15 protein-coding genes are annotated in these 16,397 nt (G+C 47.8%); 1 reads left to right on the plus strand and 14 read right to left on the minus strand.

Going from position 1 to position 16,397, the window contains the following annotated elements; genetic code table 11:
• Nucleotides 1-12 precede the first annotated feature (12 nt).
• Entirely contained in the window at nt 13-288 is a 276-nt protein-coding gene (locus BLU25_RS23675) for a VanZ family protein (RefSeq protein WP_228795870.1), read from the minus strand.
• Between BLU25_RS23675 and BLU25_RS23680 the strand changes: the two genes are divergently transcribed.
• A complete protein-coding gene (locus BLU25_RS23680; protein WP_156883328.1) occupies nt 283-507 on the plus strand; it encodes a hypothetical protein in 225 nt (74 codons plus the stop codon). The two genes, BLU25_RS23675 and BLU25_RS23680, sit on opposite strands and share 6 nt — an antisense overlap.
• On the opposite strand, the gene BLU25_RS01340 is transcribed toward BLU25_RS23680, so the two are convergent.
• The 13 genes from BLU25_RS01340 to BLU25_RS01400 form a co-directional block, all read right to left on the minus strand.
• A complete protein-coding gene (locus tag BLU25_RS01340; protein WP_029611365.1) occupies nt 477-2,564 on the minus strand; it encodes a YjbH domain-containing protein in 2,088 nt (695 codons plus the stop codon). The genes BLU25_RS23680 and BLU25_RS01340 overlap by 31 nt on opposite strands.
• Entirely contained in the window at nt 2,561-3,328 is a 768-nt protein-coding gene (locus BLU25_RS01345) for a capsule biosynthesis GfcC family protein (RefSeq protein WP_016780558.1), read from the minus strand. Before BLU25_RS01345 ends, BLU25_RS01340 begins: the two co-directional genes overlap by 4 nt.
• The gene (locus BLU25_RS01350; protein WP_081481034.1) at nt 3,325-3,984 is read right to left on the minus strand and encodes a YjbF family lipoprotein; all 660 of its coding nucleotides are present in this window, start codon (nt 3,982-3,984) and stop codon (nt 3,325-3,327) included. The genes BLU25_RS01345 and BLU25_RS01350 overlap by 4 nt, the downstream gene beginning before the upstream one ends.
• A 13-nt stretch (nt 3,985-3,997) precedes the next feature.
• Nucleotides 3,998-5,110: a polysaccharide biosynthesis/export family protein gene (locus BLU25_RS01355; RefSeq protein WP_029611366.1), complete on the minus strand. Its 1,113-nt coding sequence runs from the start codon at nt 5,108-5,110 to the stop codon at nt 3,998-4,000.
• An 86-nt stretch (nt 5,111-5,196) separates the two neighbouring features.
• The gene (locus BLU25_RS23685; RefSeq protein ID WP_228795869.1) at nt 5,197-5,379 is read right to left on the minus strand and encodes a hypothetical protein; all 183 of its coding nucleotides are present in this window, start codon (nt 5,377-5,379) and stop codon (nt 5,197-5,199) included.
• Between the two features lie 656 nt (nt 5,380-6,035).
• Nucleotides 6,036-7,142: a UDP-N-acetylmuramate dehydrogenase gene (murB, locus tag BLU25_RS01365; RefSeq protein ID WP_050901285.1), complete on the minus strand. Its 1,107-nt coding sequence runs from the start codon at nt 7,140-7,142 to the stop codon at nt 6,036-6,038.
• A 71-nt stretch (nt 7,143-7,213) separates the two neighbouring features.
• A complete protein-coding gene (locus BLU25_RS01370; RefSeq protein WP_016780562.1) occupies nt 7,214-7,957 on the minus strand; it encodes a WecB/TagA/CpsF family glycosyltransferase in 744 nt (247 codons plus the stop codon).
• A complete protein-coding gene (locus tag BLU25_RS01375) occupies nt 7,944-8,942 on the minus strand; it encodes a glycosyltransferase (protein WP_016780563.1) in 999 nt (332 codons plus the stop codon). Before BLU25_RS01375 ends, BLU25_RS01370 begins: the two co-directional genes overlap by 14 nt.
• Nucleotides 8,923-10,191, minus strand: a complete 1,269-nt coding sequence (locus BLU25_RS01380; protein ID WP_169716053.1) for a hypothetical protein — start codon at nt 10,189-10,191, stop codon at nt 8,923-8,925. The genes BLU25_RS01375 and BLU25_RS01380 overlap by 20 nt, the downstream gene beginning before the upstream one ends.
• 57 nt (nt 10,192-10,248) lie before the next feature.
• Entirely contained in the window at nt 10,249-11,313 is a 1,065-nt protein-coding gene (locus BLU25_RS01385; RefSeq protein ID WP_016780565.1) for a polysaccharide pyruvyl transferase family protein, read from the minus strand.
• Nucleotides 11,310-12,575, minus strand: coding sequence for an oligosaccharide flippase family protein (locus BLU25_RS01390; RefSeq protein ID WP_016780566.1), 1,266 nt, complete (start codon nt 12,573-12,575; stop codon nt 11,310-11,312). The genes BLU25_RS01385 and BLU25_RS01390 overlap by 4 nt, the downstream gene beginning before the upstream one ends.
• A 145-nt stretch (nt 12,576-12,720) precedes the next feature.
• Nucleotides 12,721-13,839, minus strand: coding sequence for a non-hydrolyzing UDP-N-acetylglucosamine 2-epimerase (gene wecB / locus BLU25_RS01395; protein ID WP_083369484.1), 1,119 nt, complete (start codon nt 13,837-13,839; stop codon nt 12,721-12,723).
• A gap of 315 nt (nt 13,840-14,154) precedes the next feature.
• On the minus strand, nt 14,155-16,383 hold the full coding sequence (locus tag BLU25_RS01400) for a polysaccharide biosynthesis tyrosine autokinase (protein WP_016780568.1): 2,229 nt from the start codon (nt 16,381-16,383) through the stop codon (nt 14,155-14,157).
• Nucleotides 16,384-16,397: the final 14 nt, after the last annotated feature.

Below are 16,397 nucleotides of genomic sequence, written 5' to 3' on the forward strand. Positions count from 1 at the left end.
CCGCTGGCATTTTTACAGATTGTGAATATCGAAGGTCGATTTCTCGAAACAAACAGTGTTAAAGGCCTCGAAAAAGGTACGGGATTGACCTGCGCTACCACGCTTTATCTGTTTTGCCAATCTTTCTTCGTATGGCGCGAACACTGCCATGCTACTGGCGACGCCGGCAGTGTTGGCAAGAGCGTCATAAAACGATGCGGTGCGCAACGGCATAAGGGCCTGGGCATATTCAATCAGTACCCCTGCCAGCACGCAGCCAATGGCGGGCCAAAGTAGCCTGATGTGCAAAAAGGCAAGGCGGCAACTGAACGACAGGGCAAAAAAGCCAATAAAATGATGGTGCTTGTCTTACTGGGCAAAAAACTGCGGAATTGGCCGAGTGCGCAAACCGGTAAACAACAGCCCTGCGCACACTGCCAAAAAAAGCAGTGCGCGCAGCCAGAAGGGCAGAGCAACCAGGCGTTGAATCAGTTGGCTCACTCGGTGATCTTCTCGAAGTTCTCGTAAAACGCGTCACGATTACGCCCATCGGTCATGGTATGCAGCGAGTACTGGCGATGCAGCATGGCGCCACCGTCTCGAGTCAGCGGTGCCCAGGCGATATTGGCGCGGCTCATGGTCGACACACTCATCATCTCGTCGAACGGAATCGAGATATAGATACCTTTATCGAAACTACCTTCGCCGTATTCTTCTGAAGAGGCGGTGGTGCGTGTTACCCAGCCACCGAACTTCACTCCATTGGTGAATTCTCGGGAGATATCGATGGTGGTACCCCAGTCGCGGGCCAGATAGCGGCCGACGCTTACTGCGGCGTCCAGATCGAACGGAAGCTTGGTGTAAGTGGTGACATGACCGGTTACTGTCCGGTAATCACGTAGGCCAAAGCCCTGGTCAAATTCCCGTTGGCGCACATAGTTCAGATCGGCACCGATTGACCAGCGTTCACCCATTGGTCGATAGAGCATTTCGCCACCCACACCGGCGTACATGGGTTCCAGATAACCGCCATAGACCATACCGTACAAGTCCTGATCCAAGCGCTTTGCCTTGTTAAGTTGTAAGGCTGGCATGGTGACATCGGAGGTTGTGACATATTGGCGTACATCAGTGCGTACACGTGGCAGGTTGCTTGGTGCGTCGTATTTGAATTTGTCGTAGTTGTTCAGTAAGTTGACGCTGACGCCGCCACTTGCCCATGTATTAGGCGTAAAGCGATATTGCCCTTCGGCATAGGCGCTAATCTGGTAAAGCAGGAAGCCGTCAGGGCCACCCAGATTCTGCTGGTAACCCAGACCAAACCCGTAGGTAAATGGGTCAGGTTTGTGTTGGTACAGGGTTTTATCATAATGGGCCGTGGCTCGATTGACCTCGGTGGTACGATGCAGATCGATCAGATCTTGTTCGTTATTTACCACATTGCGGAAGGTCGAGCGCGGCACGCTGGTTTCCTCCACAGGCATGTCATAGCGCTTATTGACCAAGGTGAACCACTGGATCTCATCGTTGGCGGTATTGTCCAGAATTCGGCTGGCTCGACCTACGCCCTTGGCGGAATAGAAGTACTTGGACTGCTCGCCATATACCATCAACTCGGAATCGCGCTGGGCAATACGCTCCACTTTATAGCCGGCGTTGCTTTCCAACTTTTTCGACACGTCAGCCCAGTCAACCTGGTCCAGCCCTACCCTTGGTGTATTGGTTGGGAGCGGTTGTGCTGGCGGGTCGAAGCTTTTAGCTGGGGCCTTGCGGCTGACAAAGTTGGTATGCAGGGTAATGCCGAACAAGGCGGTATTGCCGCGCTCCCAGCCTGCAGTCAGGTCGATATTTTCATTAAGTTTGTAGACAGCACCGATGTTAATTGGTGAGTCCTGAGCGTGGCTGCTGTTTAGAGGCTCGTGTTTGTAGTCGTTTCCGTCAAACTCTAATTTCAAGCTCAAAGGCGCCCAAGGAGTTTGGTAGGCTACTCCGCCGAAAAGGCCAGGGGAACCACGGAAATACGAATTGGCGTTGACATTGCCCGCATTGCTGGCATCAATTGAAGGCCGGGTATCGAAACGGTCATCAAGATAACCTAGCGGGTTATCAAGATCTCCGCGATTACCTATATACCCCCAAGCTATACCTAAGCTGAAATCAAGGTTTTTATAGCGTTTATTTGCAACAAAATACTCGCTGGAAAAGAGGCCGGTACCACCAACATCTCGGAAACCTAATGCAACTTCTGGCAGCCAATGGCTTTCTTGCCAGAGTCGGGCTTTAATATCGACTGCTTTGTCTTTATAGCTCTGTTTGCCACTTAAATAATCAAATCCGTACAAGCGGTCGGTAATAGCAGTGTAGCGAAATGTCCCCTCAAGCCAGTCGAGAGGCTGTAAAGAAAGGCTATACCGAGAATATGGCTCTGTACGGTTAGCATTAAGACTTAGCTCGCCCACAGGAGCCATACGAGCCGTAGGCGTTTGAAGCAATCCAACGCCACCAAAGTCATTCTGTGTGTAGCGTGGCTCCGCATGGGCCAAGCTATAAGGTAACAAGGCGACAACAACAAAACGTAACTTCAAGGTGCAACCTCAGCCAGCGGTTGGGTGGCGAGGAACTGCGCCAACTGCTCGTTCAAATCGGGTGTAGGCAAATCGGCGTTATCGTTGCGCACGGGCACCAGAATCCTGCTGCCAGCGACCGCATAGACGCCGTCCTCGCGGTTCCAGGCAGCAATCGCAACACGCTTGTAGGTGCCATCAGGGTGAATCAACCACAAGAAATCCACTTCTGCTTCTTTCAGTCGCGGGCAGCTGTCGAGGTAGTCACGTACTTCCAGCAGGGGCTGATAGGGCAGAGTGCAGTCATGTTCAACTGCGCCTACCACGGACACACTATTAGTGCGCGTCGGGTAAGTTACCTTGTCGCCATCACTGAGCAGATAGTTGTGGGCAAAGCCGACTTCCAGCGCGACCGGGTCAAGGCTTACCACTTTGCGGCCAGTAACCGGTAATTGGCTGATGTCCTGGTGCAGGCGCGCCGCCACAGCCGCGAGGCCGCCGTTGTTATTAAGCAAGGCGCCGCGTTGCAGCATTTTCAGGTCGAACAGCACACCAGCCTTGAGCCGTATCTGCTTTTCAACTTCTGGTTGATGCAGCCATGCGGCTGCCAGCCAATAGCTTTCCGGGTTGGGCTGGGCCTGGCTGATCACATCCAGCAAGCGCATGCCTGGCTTGAATGCCACGCTTACCGGCTTGAGCACATCACCGCTGACGGACACGGCGGCCTGACTGATTGCGGCATGACTAAGCAATACGCACAGCGCCAGTTTTTTCAAAGAGATCACTGGGCAGCCTCCCAGTCAGGTCGCAGATGCACAATGCGCAGCTCAAGCCCCGGCGTGACGTACTGCTCGCTTTGCAGGATCACGCCATCTGCGGGCCTGACCCAAAAATGGTTGGTGCCGCTAAAGCCAAGGGCCGGAATTTCAAATTTTTCATCGATACGCTGCAGTACATAAGGCTTGTCGAGAATGGTCACGGTTTCCAGGCCTTTACGCACAAAGCGGCTGTTAACCGCCAGGCCGACCTGCTCACCCTGATACATATCGATCCAGCGCGTGCTGCGTTCGCCGTCCGCCACCAGATGCAGGCCGCGCTTGAACGGTGACTGCCCGTCGAAACGGGTACCGTCCAGGGCGGGTTGCAGCCCGGTGGTACGAACCACCAGGCCGTTACGCATCAGCAACACTTGCTTGCCCGAGGCGACCCAGTACTGCAAGTCCCCTTGCTGACGAAGTTTGGCCATCACACCTTCGCTCGAAGGTGTGGTCACCAGGATTTGCGCATAAGGTACCGCCGCGACGTCGGCCGCGGTCAATTCCAGCGGCACGGGGCCTTGAACGGCGGCCTTGAAGGTATCGAGCGAGCCCTGCATCAGCGGGCTACAGCCACACAGCAACAGGCACGCCACCAGGCATGAGCGGTTACGAAGAGTTTTCAAAACGGCTCAAACCTTATCGGCTGCTGGCTTCACTGAGGTTGTTGCCTGCGGCAGCACCGGTACCCAAAATAGTTGCTGATGGCAGCAACTGGCTGATCAGGCGATTCCAGCGGGTAACCTGAGCAGGGCCAACGTACACGATGTCTTGTGGTTTCAATTCAAAATGGCTGGCAACCGCGAAGGACACTGGCGACTCTCCATCCAGCTGGAAGACTTTAACCGGTTGCGTCTCCAGGTTTTCAGCGCCACGAATCACATACAGTGCGTTACCGTTGGAGGTGGTTTGGTTCAAACCACCCACGGAGCCGACTACATCGGCAAGGCTCATATTTTTGGTTTTGAAGCGTATTGCCTGGGGGGAAAGCACTTCACCCATGACATAAATCTTTTTGCGGTCATTGTAAGGCAGGTACAGCTGATCACCGTCTTTCAAGAACACATTGTGCAATTGCGAGCCGCTGTTGTTCAGGGCATCTATGTCCAACACATATTCGTGACCATCGCGGGTAAGTATCAACCCGGACAGATCTGCAACAGAGGGCTGAATGCCAGCAGCGCCGAGGGCCTCGATCACACTTAGTGGCGAGGTTGTGATAGGCATTGGCCCGGCCTTGGATACGGCACCGGCAAGAATTGCCTTTTGGCTGGCAAAACGCAGCACGTTCAGATCCACCTGAGGGCTGTCTACATACTGCCTCAGGCGGTCGGAAATTGCTGTACGAAGCTCCTCAATGGTTTTCCCCGCTGCATCGAGTTGGCCAATGTAGGGGTAAAAGATTGTACCGTCCGGGCGCACCAAGCGACCGTTGGAATCAATCTGTTGTTGCGGGCCCGAAGGTGCCGTCAACTCGGGATGATCCCAAACGGTGATATACAGCACATCGTTGGCGCCGATTCGGTAGGCTGCAGGCTTGAATGCCAGCAATTCTGCTGGCACCGAGCTTGAGACGTATGTCGCCGCGTTTTGCGCAATCAGCTTGGGAGTGATAGGGATTAACTCGACCCGACTGCTTTCTGGCGAGCCTTCAGTCCCGATTTCACTGGTATCCAGGTACTGACCGGGCGCAAACATACAACCTTGCAGGGCGAACCCTGCAAGTACCGCGAGCGACAAACTACGAATCATCATTGAGGACACTTGTAAAGGAAACACATCAAAATCAAATGCCTGGAGTTTTCCAGGTGGTTTAGTCCTTTCGACCTGGCGGGTACTTACTTGGTACCGGTAGTGCCAGTAGTGCCAGTAGTGCCCGTGGTGCCAGTAGTACCACCATTGCTGCCGCCACCGCCGCCGCCACCCGAAGCAGCGGCTGCAATGCCAGCAGCAGCTGCAACACCAAGGCCTACTGCGGTAGTTGTGCTAACGCCACCCAGTACGCCAGTGGTGGTAGCCAAGGAGGTGCCTGAGGTAGTACCTGCAGCGCCTGCTTCGGCAGCAGGGGCTGAGTCAGTCGCAGGAGCAGGAGCTGCCACAGGCTCAGCTGCAAATGCAGAAGCGCTCAAAGCGAGGGTGAAGGCGGAAACGATAAATTTATTCATGGGAAATCCTTTTGGTAAAGAGTCTGTATTGGTGCAAGACACAACAAGCATGATACACAAGTATGTCGACTAATATCAGTTTCAGAGTGCCTGTGCTGAACCAGTATGAGGCTGACCTTTTATAACGCTTGGTCCGGCTTGATCACTGTACAGGCGGCAGGCTACTCCTGCATCTGCGTGATTGACTGAGTAGTGACTGCGCACGATTCCGTAGTTTGCACTACAAACATTATGCTGAATATCATGATTTGGCAAGTTTTCTGCGAATGTGATTGGTAGAGATAGATCTGGTGAACAGAGCCCCGTATCAAAGATGAAGTAACTGCGCTTTCAACATGATTTTCGAAAGCCGTGAGTAAAAGCACTCTGCGCATAACAATATAGAGTCTGGCGCTCAGTGTTCCAGGCAGGGCGTGTGAACAATCACCTTTAATATGAACGGGGTGGAGTTACTTTGGAAAATACTCGGATTGCATTGGGTGTTCAAAAGAAAGGGGGGGCATAGAGATAGACTACAATACCACAATTTCAGCCTCTAAAGAGATATTGAATTTGTTTTTCACGTCTTGTTGTATTTTGTCCATTACATGTAATACATCTTCACCGGTCGCATCTCCTGCGTTCATTAGAACCACAGGTCGTTTGCTTTCAATACGGACGTTGTTGAATGTTTTTCCTGACCAGTTGGTGTTTTTCATTAGCCAGCATGCAGATATTTTTACAGAGTTACTGTCGTGCTCAAACCACTCGACGTCAGGGTATATGTCTTTAAGTGTCCGAAAGGAAGCGGAAGGTAATATGGGGCATTTAAAAAAACATCCACAATTCCCTATCTTGTCAGGGCTATGCAATGTGCGAGTTCTGATGTAAATGACAAGCTTGCGCTTTATTCTGGCAGGTATAATGCAAAGTTTTAAAATGTCCCGAACGCAATTGAAGCTGAATTTTATTTTTGGTTTTGGGAGTAGTTTTAAATTGATACTTTTGAATGATAGCTGTATTAGGCGCGCTGAGTCCTTTAAGAACTCCAGTTTGTTGTAGTGTGCGGAATTGGCTAGCTCTTTTACTAAAAGATTAGACTTGCAGAGTCTGAAGGTAACATGGGTAATGAAAAGTTCAGGCCTGGATTTGAAAATGCTGGACCTGTAGCCTAGAGCGCACTGCTCATTAGTCAGATCTAAAAATGTACCTGTGTCTAAATTGAAACAGTGAACAGTATGTATAAAGGTTGAAGCTTCAACGCCATATGCACCGATGTTTTGCACCGGAGCTGCGCCAACAGAGCCAGGTATGAGAGAAAGATTCTCAAGGCCAAGGTACCCTTGCATGACTGTAAAGCCTACAAAATCATCCCACACTACACCTGAGCCGGCCTTTATTAAAATATAGTCTTTGGTGTCTAGAGTTATCTCTATCGTCTTTAAATCAGACTTAATGACTATGCCATCAATGAAGCTTCTCGGTATGATATTATAGCCGCCGCCAATGATGGATGTATGACTGTTTAGAGTACCATCGTTTGATTTTTCAATCAGGCTTTCGAGAGAGGTTATGTGATGAAGTTCTGTGCACTGAGACTTTACTTTGAATGAGTTTTTAATTTCATTTGAAGTGTTCATGATGTATTGGAGGCCTAAGGGCAGGTGGTTGAGTCGCTTAACTTGCAAGACAAGGCCACGAATGGAGGTCTTCAGTTTGTTTTTTGACCTAATTTTGCCTGTATCAGCATCTTTAAGAAAACAGAATTTGACTTTACATAGCGTTTCCACATTCTACGCGGTTCTTGATAAATTCTGAAAGCCCACTCAAGTCCGGATTTTTGCATCCACTGTGGCGCACGCTTGACCTTGCCCGAAATCACATCAAATGTTCCTCCTACACCCATAATGAACTGGACGTTAAGTTTAGAAGACCACTCGTGAATGAACGTCTCTTTTTCTGGGGACTTAATGCCTATAAAAAGCATGTTTGCGCCAGAAGCATTAATGTTGGCAACTACTTCCTCTTCTTTTCCCCAGAAATATCCGTCATGGTACCCGGCAATGTTGAGATTGGGTACGTTGTACTTTAAATTTTGAATCATTTTCGTTAGAACTGAATCTGTGGCGCCAAGGAAATAAACGGAGTAGTTTTTTTGCTCGGCAGTTGCAAGAAGGTCCGAAAACAGGTCGACCCCTGTAACCCGCTCTGGAACAGCCAGGTTTAAAAACTTCGCTCCCCAGATAGCACCCATTCCATCTATATTGATAAGGTCTGAGCTATTGACAGCCTCTCTAAGTGCGGCGTCATGCTGACAGCTTACAATGGTGGCTACGTTTAGGTCACTTCGAATGAATTGTTTTTCTCCGCTATCGATAGCTGAGCAAATTCTAGAGATGGTTTCTTTTTTTGAGAAGAGTTCGTAGCGAAGGCCGAAAATATTATGCTTGTTCATTAGGAGTACTTTCTAAGAAGGTTTTGTAGTTAGATAACATATCGTCAGTAGTAAGAAAATCATGTCGCTTTAATGGAGATCCTGCAGTGATCCAAAGATCTTGCTTGTCACGACAGTTTGCCATTTTATGTGCTAAGTCGGTCGCATCGTTTTGGATAAAGAACTCAACCCCTAAGTCGTCAGTTTTTTTCCTAAAAACTGGAAGGTTAGAAGCAAGTACCATATGGCCTCGTTCTAGTGCTTCGTAGTAAACCAGGCCGAATCCTTCAAATTGAGAGGGGACAACTAACAGGTCTACATGTTTAAGCAGTGTAAAAGGGGCGTCAGAGTAGCCGTGAAAGGTTATTTTATTTGATAAATCAGAAAGAGCTGCATTTTCAAGCTGCTGCGGGTCAAGCTCGCCTGAACCAACAATATGAAGCTCCGTGTTAACGTGTTGGTTATCTGTTATAAAAGCTCTGAATGCTTCTAGCAGCAGGTAAATTCCTTTTTCTTTAGCAAGCCGACCAATGAAACCAATTTTAAAAGTGCCGTTATCATTACGCTCAAAGTTTTCTGCTTCATTCACTGAAACCCCGTTGGGTATGACAGTGATGTTGAGCTTAGGATTGACGGTATGGAGGTAGTCTTTGACCTCTGAAGATACAGCAATGATTTTAAGGTGAGTCAGGTGCTTGAATATAAAGTTTTTGCTTGGGAAGATGTTGTGGCAAATAAATATTGAATTTGAATTCCGCATGAATATGAAAGGAATTAGAAAGATGCGGTGATGAATGATAAAGGTGTTCCTATGCTTTCTGATCAGGTCGGAAAAAAAAGCGAGGGCAGCATATAAGTAGTTTGAGCGACGTTGTCTTGATTTGTCTTTGATATAATCAAATGAGATGATTTTGGAGTGTTCTTCATTGTCATCGTAGATGAGCTTGAGTATTTTTTGTGCTCCGCCTAAATTTTCTGCGGAATGGTTAATTAAGTGTACGAGCATTCTGCTGTCCTCTAAAAATCTCGCATCTAATGACCATTAGTGGGATGAGGTACATAATAAAACCATATATTGGGTAGAATAAAGAAGATAGGTATATGCAAGCTACAAATATTGGCAGCGGGAGATATTTCGATTTTTTTCCGATGACAAGCAAGTCATATGCGAAAATTGCGAAAGCAATCGCTCCCATTTCGAATAGATATACATATATTTCAGCGTTATCGCGCCGGGTAAGGGGCTGTTCGTATGTAAAGTTACTTCTGCTGAACTCCAGGCTGTTGGAGAAGTAACCCCAGTTGGACAGCCCGTGACCTATAAGTTTGGTCAGTGGGTTGTCGGCAAACCACATGTTTATAATATTGGCGGCGGTGTAGGTTCGCGCAATTGCTGATCTGTCGCTGAAATCGGTTTCTGATATAGAGAAATAAAAGTAGACAAAAGCGGCCAGCCCTACTGTAACTATAGGTATGAGCCTGCGGAATGACTTTATGTAAGGCTCTGTATGGATGCTCAGTGCGCAAATGATCAGAAGAATGAATATGGTTCTGTTTTCACTCAGGTAAAGGCATGCTATGGCAAGAGCTATTAATGCGTAATCCGTCCATTTTTTATATTGTTGCTTGTAGTAATACAAAAAAAGCCAAGAAAATAGCGCGAGACCATACCAGTTAGGCTCCAAGAAAAAACCACGCATGCGTGTGCCTAAGTTTCCTTTGTCTACATAGTAGCTAGAATCTATTCCTCTAAGTTCAAGTTGGACGCCGAGTGCGTTGATGAAAATATATTGAATAAGTCCAGTTGCAATCAGCAGCGTGACAGCTAATTTGGAGACCTTGCGCCAGTTTACGTACTTGTATGAATAGCTAACAAGAGTATACATGGCCGCGTAAATCAGCAGGTAGGAAAGGATCGCAAAATAGACATCTATGTTTTTGGCCAGCGCTATATGGAGTATGGCATAAAGCAGTAAAATCATTGTTGGCTTGTCAGGCAGGTTCTTGGATATAGAAGATTGCCCTGAATTTGCTTTGGTCAAAAAGATCATCAGTAATGCAAACAGTCCTAAAAGGATACCTGACTGTATGAAAATTGGGCCGGCTGGGATTTTGAGCACGCTATCAAAGCACATCAAGAAAACTATGACGTACATTAGCTGTCCCAGTTTTAACTTGCGAGTGGTGCTTTGTGTAAAACTGACTCCGCTATTCATTGGCTTGCCTGGGTGTTGTTGCTGTTTTGTTGCGCGCATGATAAATATTTTCAGTGAGCCTGTTTGTGCAGGACATCAATTAATCTCATGGCTACGTTAGTTTTTAAGGGCGTTATCCAAAAAATCTTGAGATTGTTTGATGAATTCAGCAAGTTTTGTTTTATTTGGTTTTTGCCAGATGTCTCGATTGCTTAATTCATCAATGTGGTCGTATACAACATGGTTTAAATCAGTTTTATCTAGAAGGCTCAGTGCGCGAGCATTTTTTTCGTTTTCTATGTGTTTTACAAATACTAGAGGCTTGCTGAAATTCAGTGAAAATGCGGTCCCATGAAACGAGTTCGTGCATACCATAGCGGCTGACTGAACCAGCCCTATCCAGTCACTTGGTGAAATACCCAATAAGCATTGATCCGCTGCGCTAATCGGCTTGTCACCTATGTGGTATACCGGCAGCCCAGTCATCACTTTTAGTGCGGCAACAAATTCATTAAGCTTGCTGCGTGTTTCGTCGGTGCTCACTTCATATGAAACTATATACTTTCCGTTGGGTACATGTTTGCGACTCATGATTTTACTGTAGTCACTAATTAAGAATGTTGGATCAATAACCAGTTCAGGATCGTTGTGTAGCTTATGTTCAATCATGTCTGTTTTAAGGTGTTGTTCTCGAACACCCATGCTGTTAAATGACTGAGTGTATTCCTTCGGTTGAGGATCTTGCGATAAGATATTTCCTCCAGCACTCGCGGCATATGCGATTTTACGAGCCTTATTAGATACAAAGTTTAGGAAAAAAGCTGGGTCGTATTTTTTTCCTGTAATAGATTTATTCCATATTTGGTCACTGCCACATACGACAGCGTGGTATTCACCTAATTTAAGCCAGTCTTGAGGGGTTGTAATGCTGTGCTTGTTTAAGGCTAGATATTTAGTTGAGAACTTCTTGAATAGATAAAGGCGTTTGTACTTCAGTATTGTCTTTCCAATACCTTTGGCAGGGCGCAGAACTTGGTACGTCAGGTACCAAGGCTTATAGTTGATAAGCTCGCTAGAGTAGCCTTTGTTTAGGATGTATGCTTGTAGTGCGTAAGCTTGGAGTACGGCCCCATGATTCAATACGCCATGAAATGTCAGTGTGTATACAGTTTTAGAATTCATTTTTTAATATTCCTGAATAGCACAGCATCGCATTGCAGGTGCCATATGTAATTGTATTTTCTAATGAGAATGTTAGATAGTACGTTGCTCAGTAGCATCGCAACAAGTGTTGATACTGCTGCGCCAGCGATGCCGAGCAGTGGGATCAAAGTAATGTTTAAAGTGATCCCCAAGGTTAATGCCATCAATGCTTTGTAAAAAACTATATTTGAGTTGTTGTCTGCAATTATGATTTGTGTGCTTGCGGCACCTAAAGCTATGATCAGCGGGGTTGCAAACGATATTTTCAATATCGTGCCGGCTTTTGAATAAGCTTCACCGTACAAAGTGCTTATTATGAAGTCGCTACAAGCTAACAAGGTAAGGGATAAAGCTATGCCCATGAGTGCGATATTTTGTATGTATTTGACGCGTATTGCGTGAAAGTTTGGGTTGTCCTTAGTGAGCTTGTATATAGCAGGAGAATTAGTCTGGCTAAAGAGCATTGGTGCGATTGAAAATACTGTTAATATATTCGCCGCAGCACTGTAGATACCAAGCTCATAGTTTCCTAGGATGTATTTTATCATTATTTGATCTATCTTTTGTAGTAGGATAACCACAAACCCGGAGAGCACAAGCGGTGTAGATTCTATGAGGATCGCCTTGATGCTTAAAAGATCTGGTTTGGTGATTTTAAACTGATAAGCTGTTTTGTATAAAATAAGCCCTAGTGCGGAGACCATTGCAGCGTCAAATATTCTTATATATATATATGAGCTGATAGTTATCTTTGTGCCAAAAAACCAGATAAAAAATACTGTCGTGATGGCCAGGGAGGTTGCTTCGATAGCGCAATTGGCTATGTTGTTCATCTTCGCTATCAACGCATATTTAAAAACTTTCAAGCTTGAGGCGATGAAGATTATAGAGTACAGGGCGAGGTAAGTTTCCCAGTCAGAGGTTACGCTGGTAAATTCCGCAAGCCCAGTTGTTGCAAGAAAGCCGAGTGTGCTGAAAAAAAGACAGATGATAATGGAGTTGGCAATGATCGAGTTTTCACTTTCTCCGCGAGAGATCTTTTTAATCATTACATCCTGGACTCGAAACTCCGTCAAGACACCCATTATCGTTGCGATGGATATAATAAATGAAAGTGTTCCGAAGTCTTCGGCGCCCAAGGACCGTGCGCTAATTACATTGAGGACAAAGATTTTGCCTAATTCAATACCTTTAGATGCTAGTGAGCTAATTTGATTGATGAGGCGTTTGCCGATTAACATGTGTTGGCTAGCTCTTTAGGTTTTGGCTTGGCAAAGAGGTAGTTGCCGGGATGTTGAAAGCTCAATTAAATAAAGCTATTGATTCTATATGCTTCTATTCTTTGGCTTGGCAGTGCGCCCACGCGTTAGCTGTGGGCGCATGGTTTTAGTACTGAAGTAGTGCCTCAGTAATTCGTTTGCATGCATTCCCATCGCCATACGGATTGTGCGCATAACTCATAGCTTGGTAGGCGCTTGTGTCCACCAGTAAACGATTTAGCTCGCGCACAATATCGGTTGTGCTCGTTCCAACCAACTTAACTGTGCCTGCTGAAACTGCCTCTGGTCGTTCTGTAGTGTCGCGCATCACGAGCACGGGCTTGCCAAGTGATGGCGCTTCCTCCTGAATCCCTCCAGAGTCTGTCAAAATGATATGTGCGCGAGTCATCATGTGCACAAAGGGAAGGTAGTCTAGCGGCGCAATCAGGTGGACATTGTCAATGCCTTTCAGCAAGCGATTAACAGGTTCGCGTACGTTAGGATTCAGATGTACCGGGTAAACAATATCTACATCAGGGTGTTGTTGAGCAACCTCCATTAGTGCCTGACAAATACGCTCGAAACCGTCACCAAAGCTTTCACGACGATGGCCAGTAACAAGAATCAACTTGCGTGTAGGGTCGAGAAATGCTGCAGGTGCAGAGGCTTGAGCCAAAAGTTGCGGGTCTTGATCCAGGCGTTTCACCACGTCCAGTAGGGCATCAATTACGGTATTGCCCGTAACAATTATGCTGTCTGGGTTAACGCCTTCGCGCAGCAGATTGTTTTGCGAGGTTTCAGTAGGGGCAAAGTGTAGATTGGCCAAGGCGCCTGTAAGCTTGCGGTTACCTTCTTCGGGCCAGGGTGAGTAAAGGTTGCCCGTACGCAAACCAGCTTCGACATGGGCTACAGGAATCTGCTGGTAGTACGCAGCAAGGCTTGCTGCGAATGTGGTTGCAGTGTCGCCGTGTACCAGCACGATATCCGGCTTAAATTCGTTCAGTACGGTCTTCAGCCCCTGCAAAATGGCAGTGGTCACATCAGTCAAGTCTTGGCCTGGCTTCATGATTTGCAAATCAAATTCTGGACTGATGGCAAACAAGTCCAGTACCTGGTCAAGCATTTCACGGTGTTGGCCGGTGACGCAGACTTTTGCTTCAAAACGTTCGTCAGCCGCCAGTGCCAGTACCAATGGGGCCATTTTAATGGCTTCTGGGCGAGTACCAAAAATACACAGGGTCTTCATTGAACGTTCCTTTATATGTCCGTAAATAAATGACGAAATATCTTCGATCTAAAATAGGCTTTAATAACTAAAGCTCACGAGTTAGTGAGTGGTATCAAAGTGCTACAATTAATCGATTTTAGTGGTCTATATAGATCCCCAGGTGTCCATTATTCATGCTGTTCGATGATTTAGCACGCTACCGCCCCAGGATTGCGCGCCGGTCCCTGAAAGCGGATGAATGGGTTTTCATGTGGGGTTGTATGTGAATGTTGTTGGGCAAGAGCACCCTTAAACTATCCCGGGCGCTCTATAAATATTAAAGGCAGTACTGTTTTAAACGCTATCCGACTTATATTCGTAGTTGTAATAACCATATGCACCATAACCGTATTTGGCGGATGCACGTTTTTCTACGCCATTGAAAATGGCGCCTTTAAGTTCGATGCCGTTCTGCGCAAAGCGACGCATGGTCAGCTCTACTTCACGGGCAGGGTTCAGCTCAAAGCGGGTCACAATCAGGTTGGTGCCTGACTGACGACCTACAATGGCCGCATCTGCCACGGCCAGGAATGGCGGGGTATCGAGAATGACCTGGTCGTAGCGGGCGCTGATTTCCTCAAGGAAGTCGCTGAAGTTTTTATGCATCAACAACTCAGATGGATTAGGCGGGATTTGTCCACGGCCAATGACATCGAGGTTTTCAACTTCTGTTTTATGAATGGCTGTATCGAGGTCACAACGCTTGGCCAGCAAGTCAGACAAGCCGTTCTCTACTGGAATGCCAAACATTTTATGGATATAGCCTTTGCGCATATCCACGTCGACCAACAGTACTTTCTGGCCAGATTGTGCAATCACTGCCGCAAGGTTGGCGGAAACGAATGATTTACCAACTTTGGGACTAGGGCCGGAAATCATCAGGCGGTTGTTGGTGGCTTCCAGCATCGCAAAGTGCAGGCTGGTCCGCAGGCTGCGCAACCCTTCAATTGCCAGATCTGTTGGATGGCTACTTGCCAGTAGTGGTGTTACACGAGTTCCACGACCCCCTGGGCTCTTTTCATCTTCGACTTTTTGCAGGGAGCTGAACGGAATGGACGCATAGACTGGCAAGCCCAGCTTCTCAATATCGTCTGGATTTTCCACGCCGCGGTTAAGAGCTTTGCGAAACAGTACATAAGCGATCGAGAGGAATGCGCCGAGCAGGGTGGCGATCAAAACGATCAACGCCTTCTTCGGTTTCACTGGATAGCGCAGATCTACATCGGCGGTATCGATCAGCAACACGTTACCCACTGCACCGGCGCGCATTACGTCCAGCTCTTGGGATTTGTTCAGCAGTTGGGTGTAGATTTCGGTACTGACTTTAAGGTCGCGGGTCAAACTCAGCAATTCTTGCTGGGTCGTTGGCAGGTTCTCAACTTGCTTGGCCAGACGCTGTTGCTTACTGGTCAGTTCTGCCAGTTGGCCCATCAGTGCGCGGTAAGCGGGATGCTGTGGGGTGAACTTGCGGTCCATTTCGGCTTGTTGCAGTTTCAGGGTCGAAATGCTGGTGTCCAGCGCCACGATCTGGTCGAGAATGGCTTTGGCTTCAAGGCTGATATCAATCGACTTGCTGCGGATCTGGAAAGCATTCAGCGCGTTTTCAGCTTTTTCCAGATCTTTGCGTACTTGCGGCAATTGATCTTTCAGGAAGCCCAAGCTTTGCGCAGCTTCGGCGGAAGTACGCTCAATATTTTGCTGAACGTACAGGCGGGCGATTTCATTCAGGGTGCGAATTGCAGTTTCAGGCTCGGGACTTTCCAGTGCCAATGCCACCATGCCTGACTCTTTGCCACGCTCTGAAACATCAAGATCTTTTTGGTAGTTGAGGATAGTGGTCAGGCGAGGGTAACGGACTACTTCAAAGGTAGTGCCAGGGTTGGCTTGCAGAGACTCGACCTGCACTTTTACGCCATTCTGCTCGTAGGCTTGGCCGACCTGGCCCTTGACCAAGACATTGCTGTCTTCATCAAGCAGGGTAAAACTGCCTCCCTCACCAGCAACCAGTGTCAGGTCTGTACCCAGCAGTTCTTGAGGCAGTTGCAAGTCGGCCAGCTTCAGGTGCTCACCACCCCAGGCGAAGCTGTTCATGCCCAGTAGCGGGCTGGCTACAGGATTTTCTGCGTCTGGCTTGAAGCGACGGGCTACAAACTCACCGATCAACGGGAAGTAGTTGGGCTCTACTTCAATATCCAGCTTGAGGTTATCAACGGCAGCGCCAATATTTCTACGCGACTTGATCAGCTCGATTTCTGTTGCAGAAGGCGACTCTTTGCCCAGCATGCTGCCGATATCGGAGAAGCCCAGCATGTCATTCTTCTTGGCTTCCACCTGAATCAACGCATTCGCCTGGTACACCGGCGTGGCCAGCAGGGCATAGGCAACGCCTGCCGCCATAAACACGCCCGTGACGCCGGCAATCAGCCATTTATGGTCGATCAGCGTGCCCAACAACCCCATCAGGTCGATTTCGTCGTTATCGTCATCTTGTTCATGGGGCTTTGTCACGGGTGCTTGCTGCATAAGTCGGTTTCTTA

This window comes from Pseudomonas fragi (assembly GCF_900105835.1).
GTDB lineage: Bacteria > Pseudomonadota > Gammaproteobacteria > Pseudomonadales > Pseudomonadaceae > Aquipseudomonas > Aquipseudomonas fragi.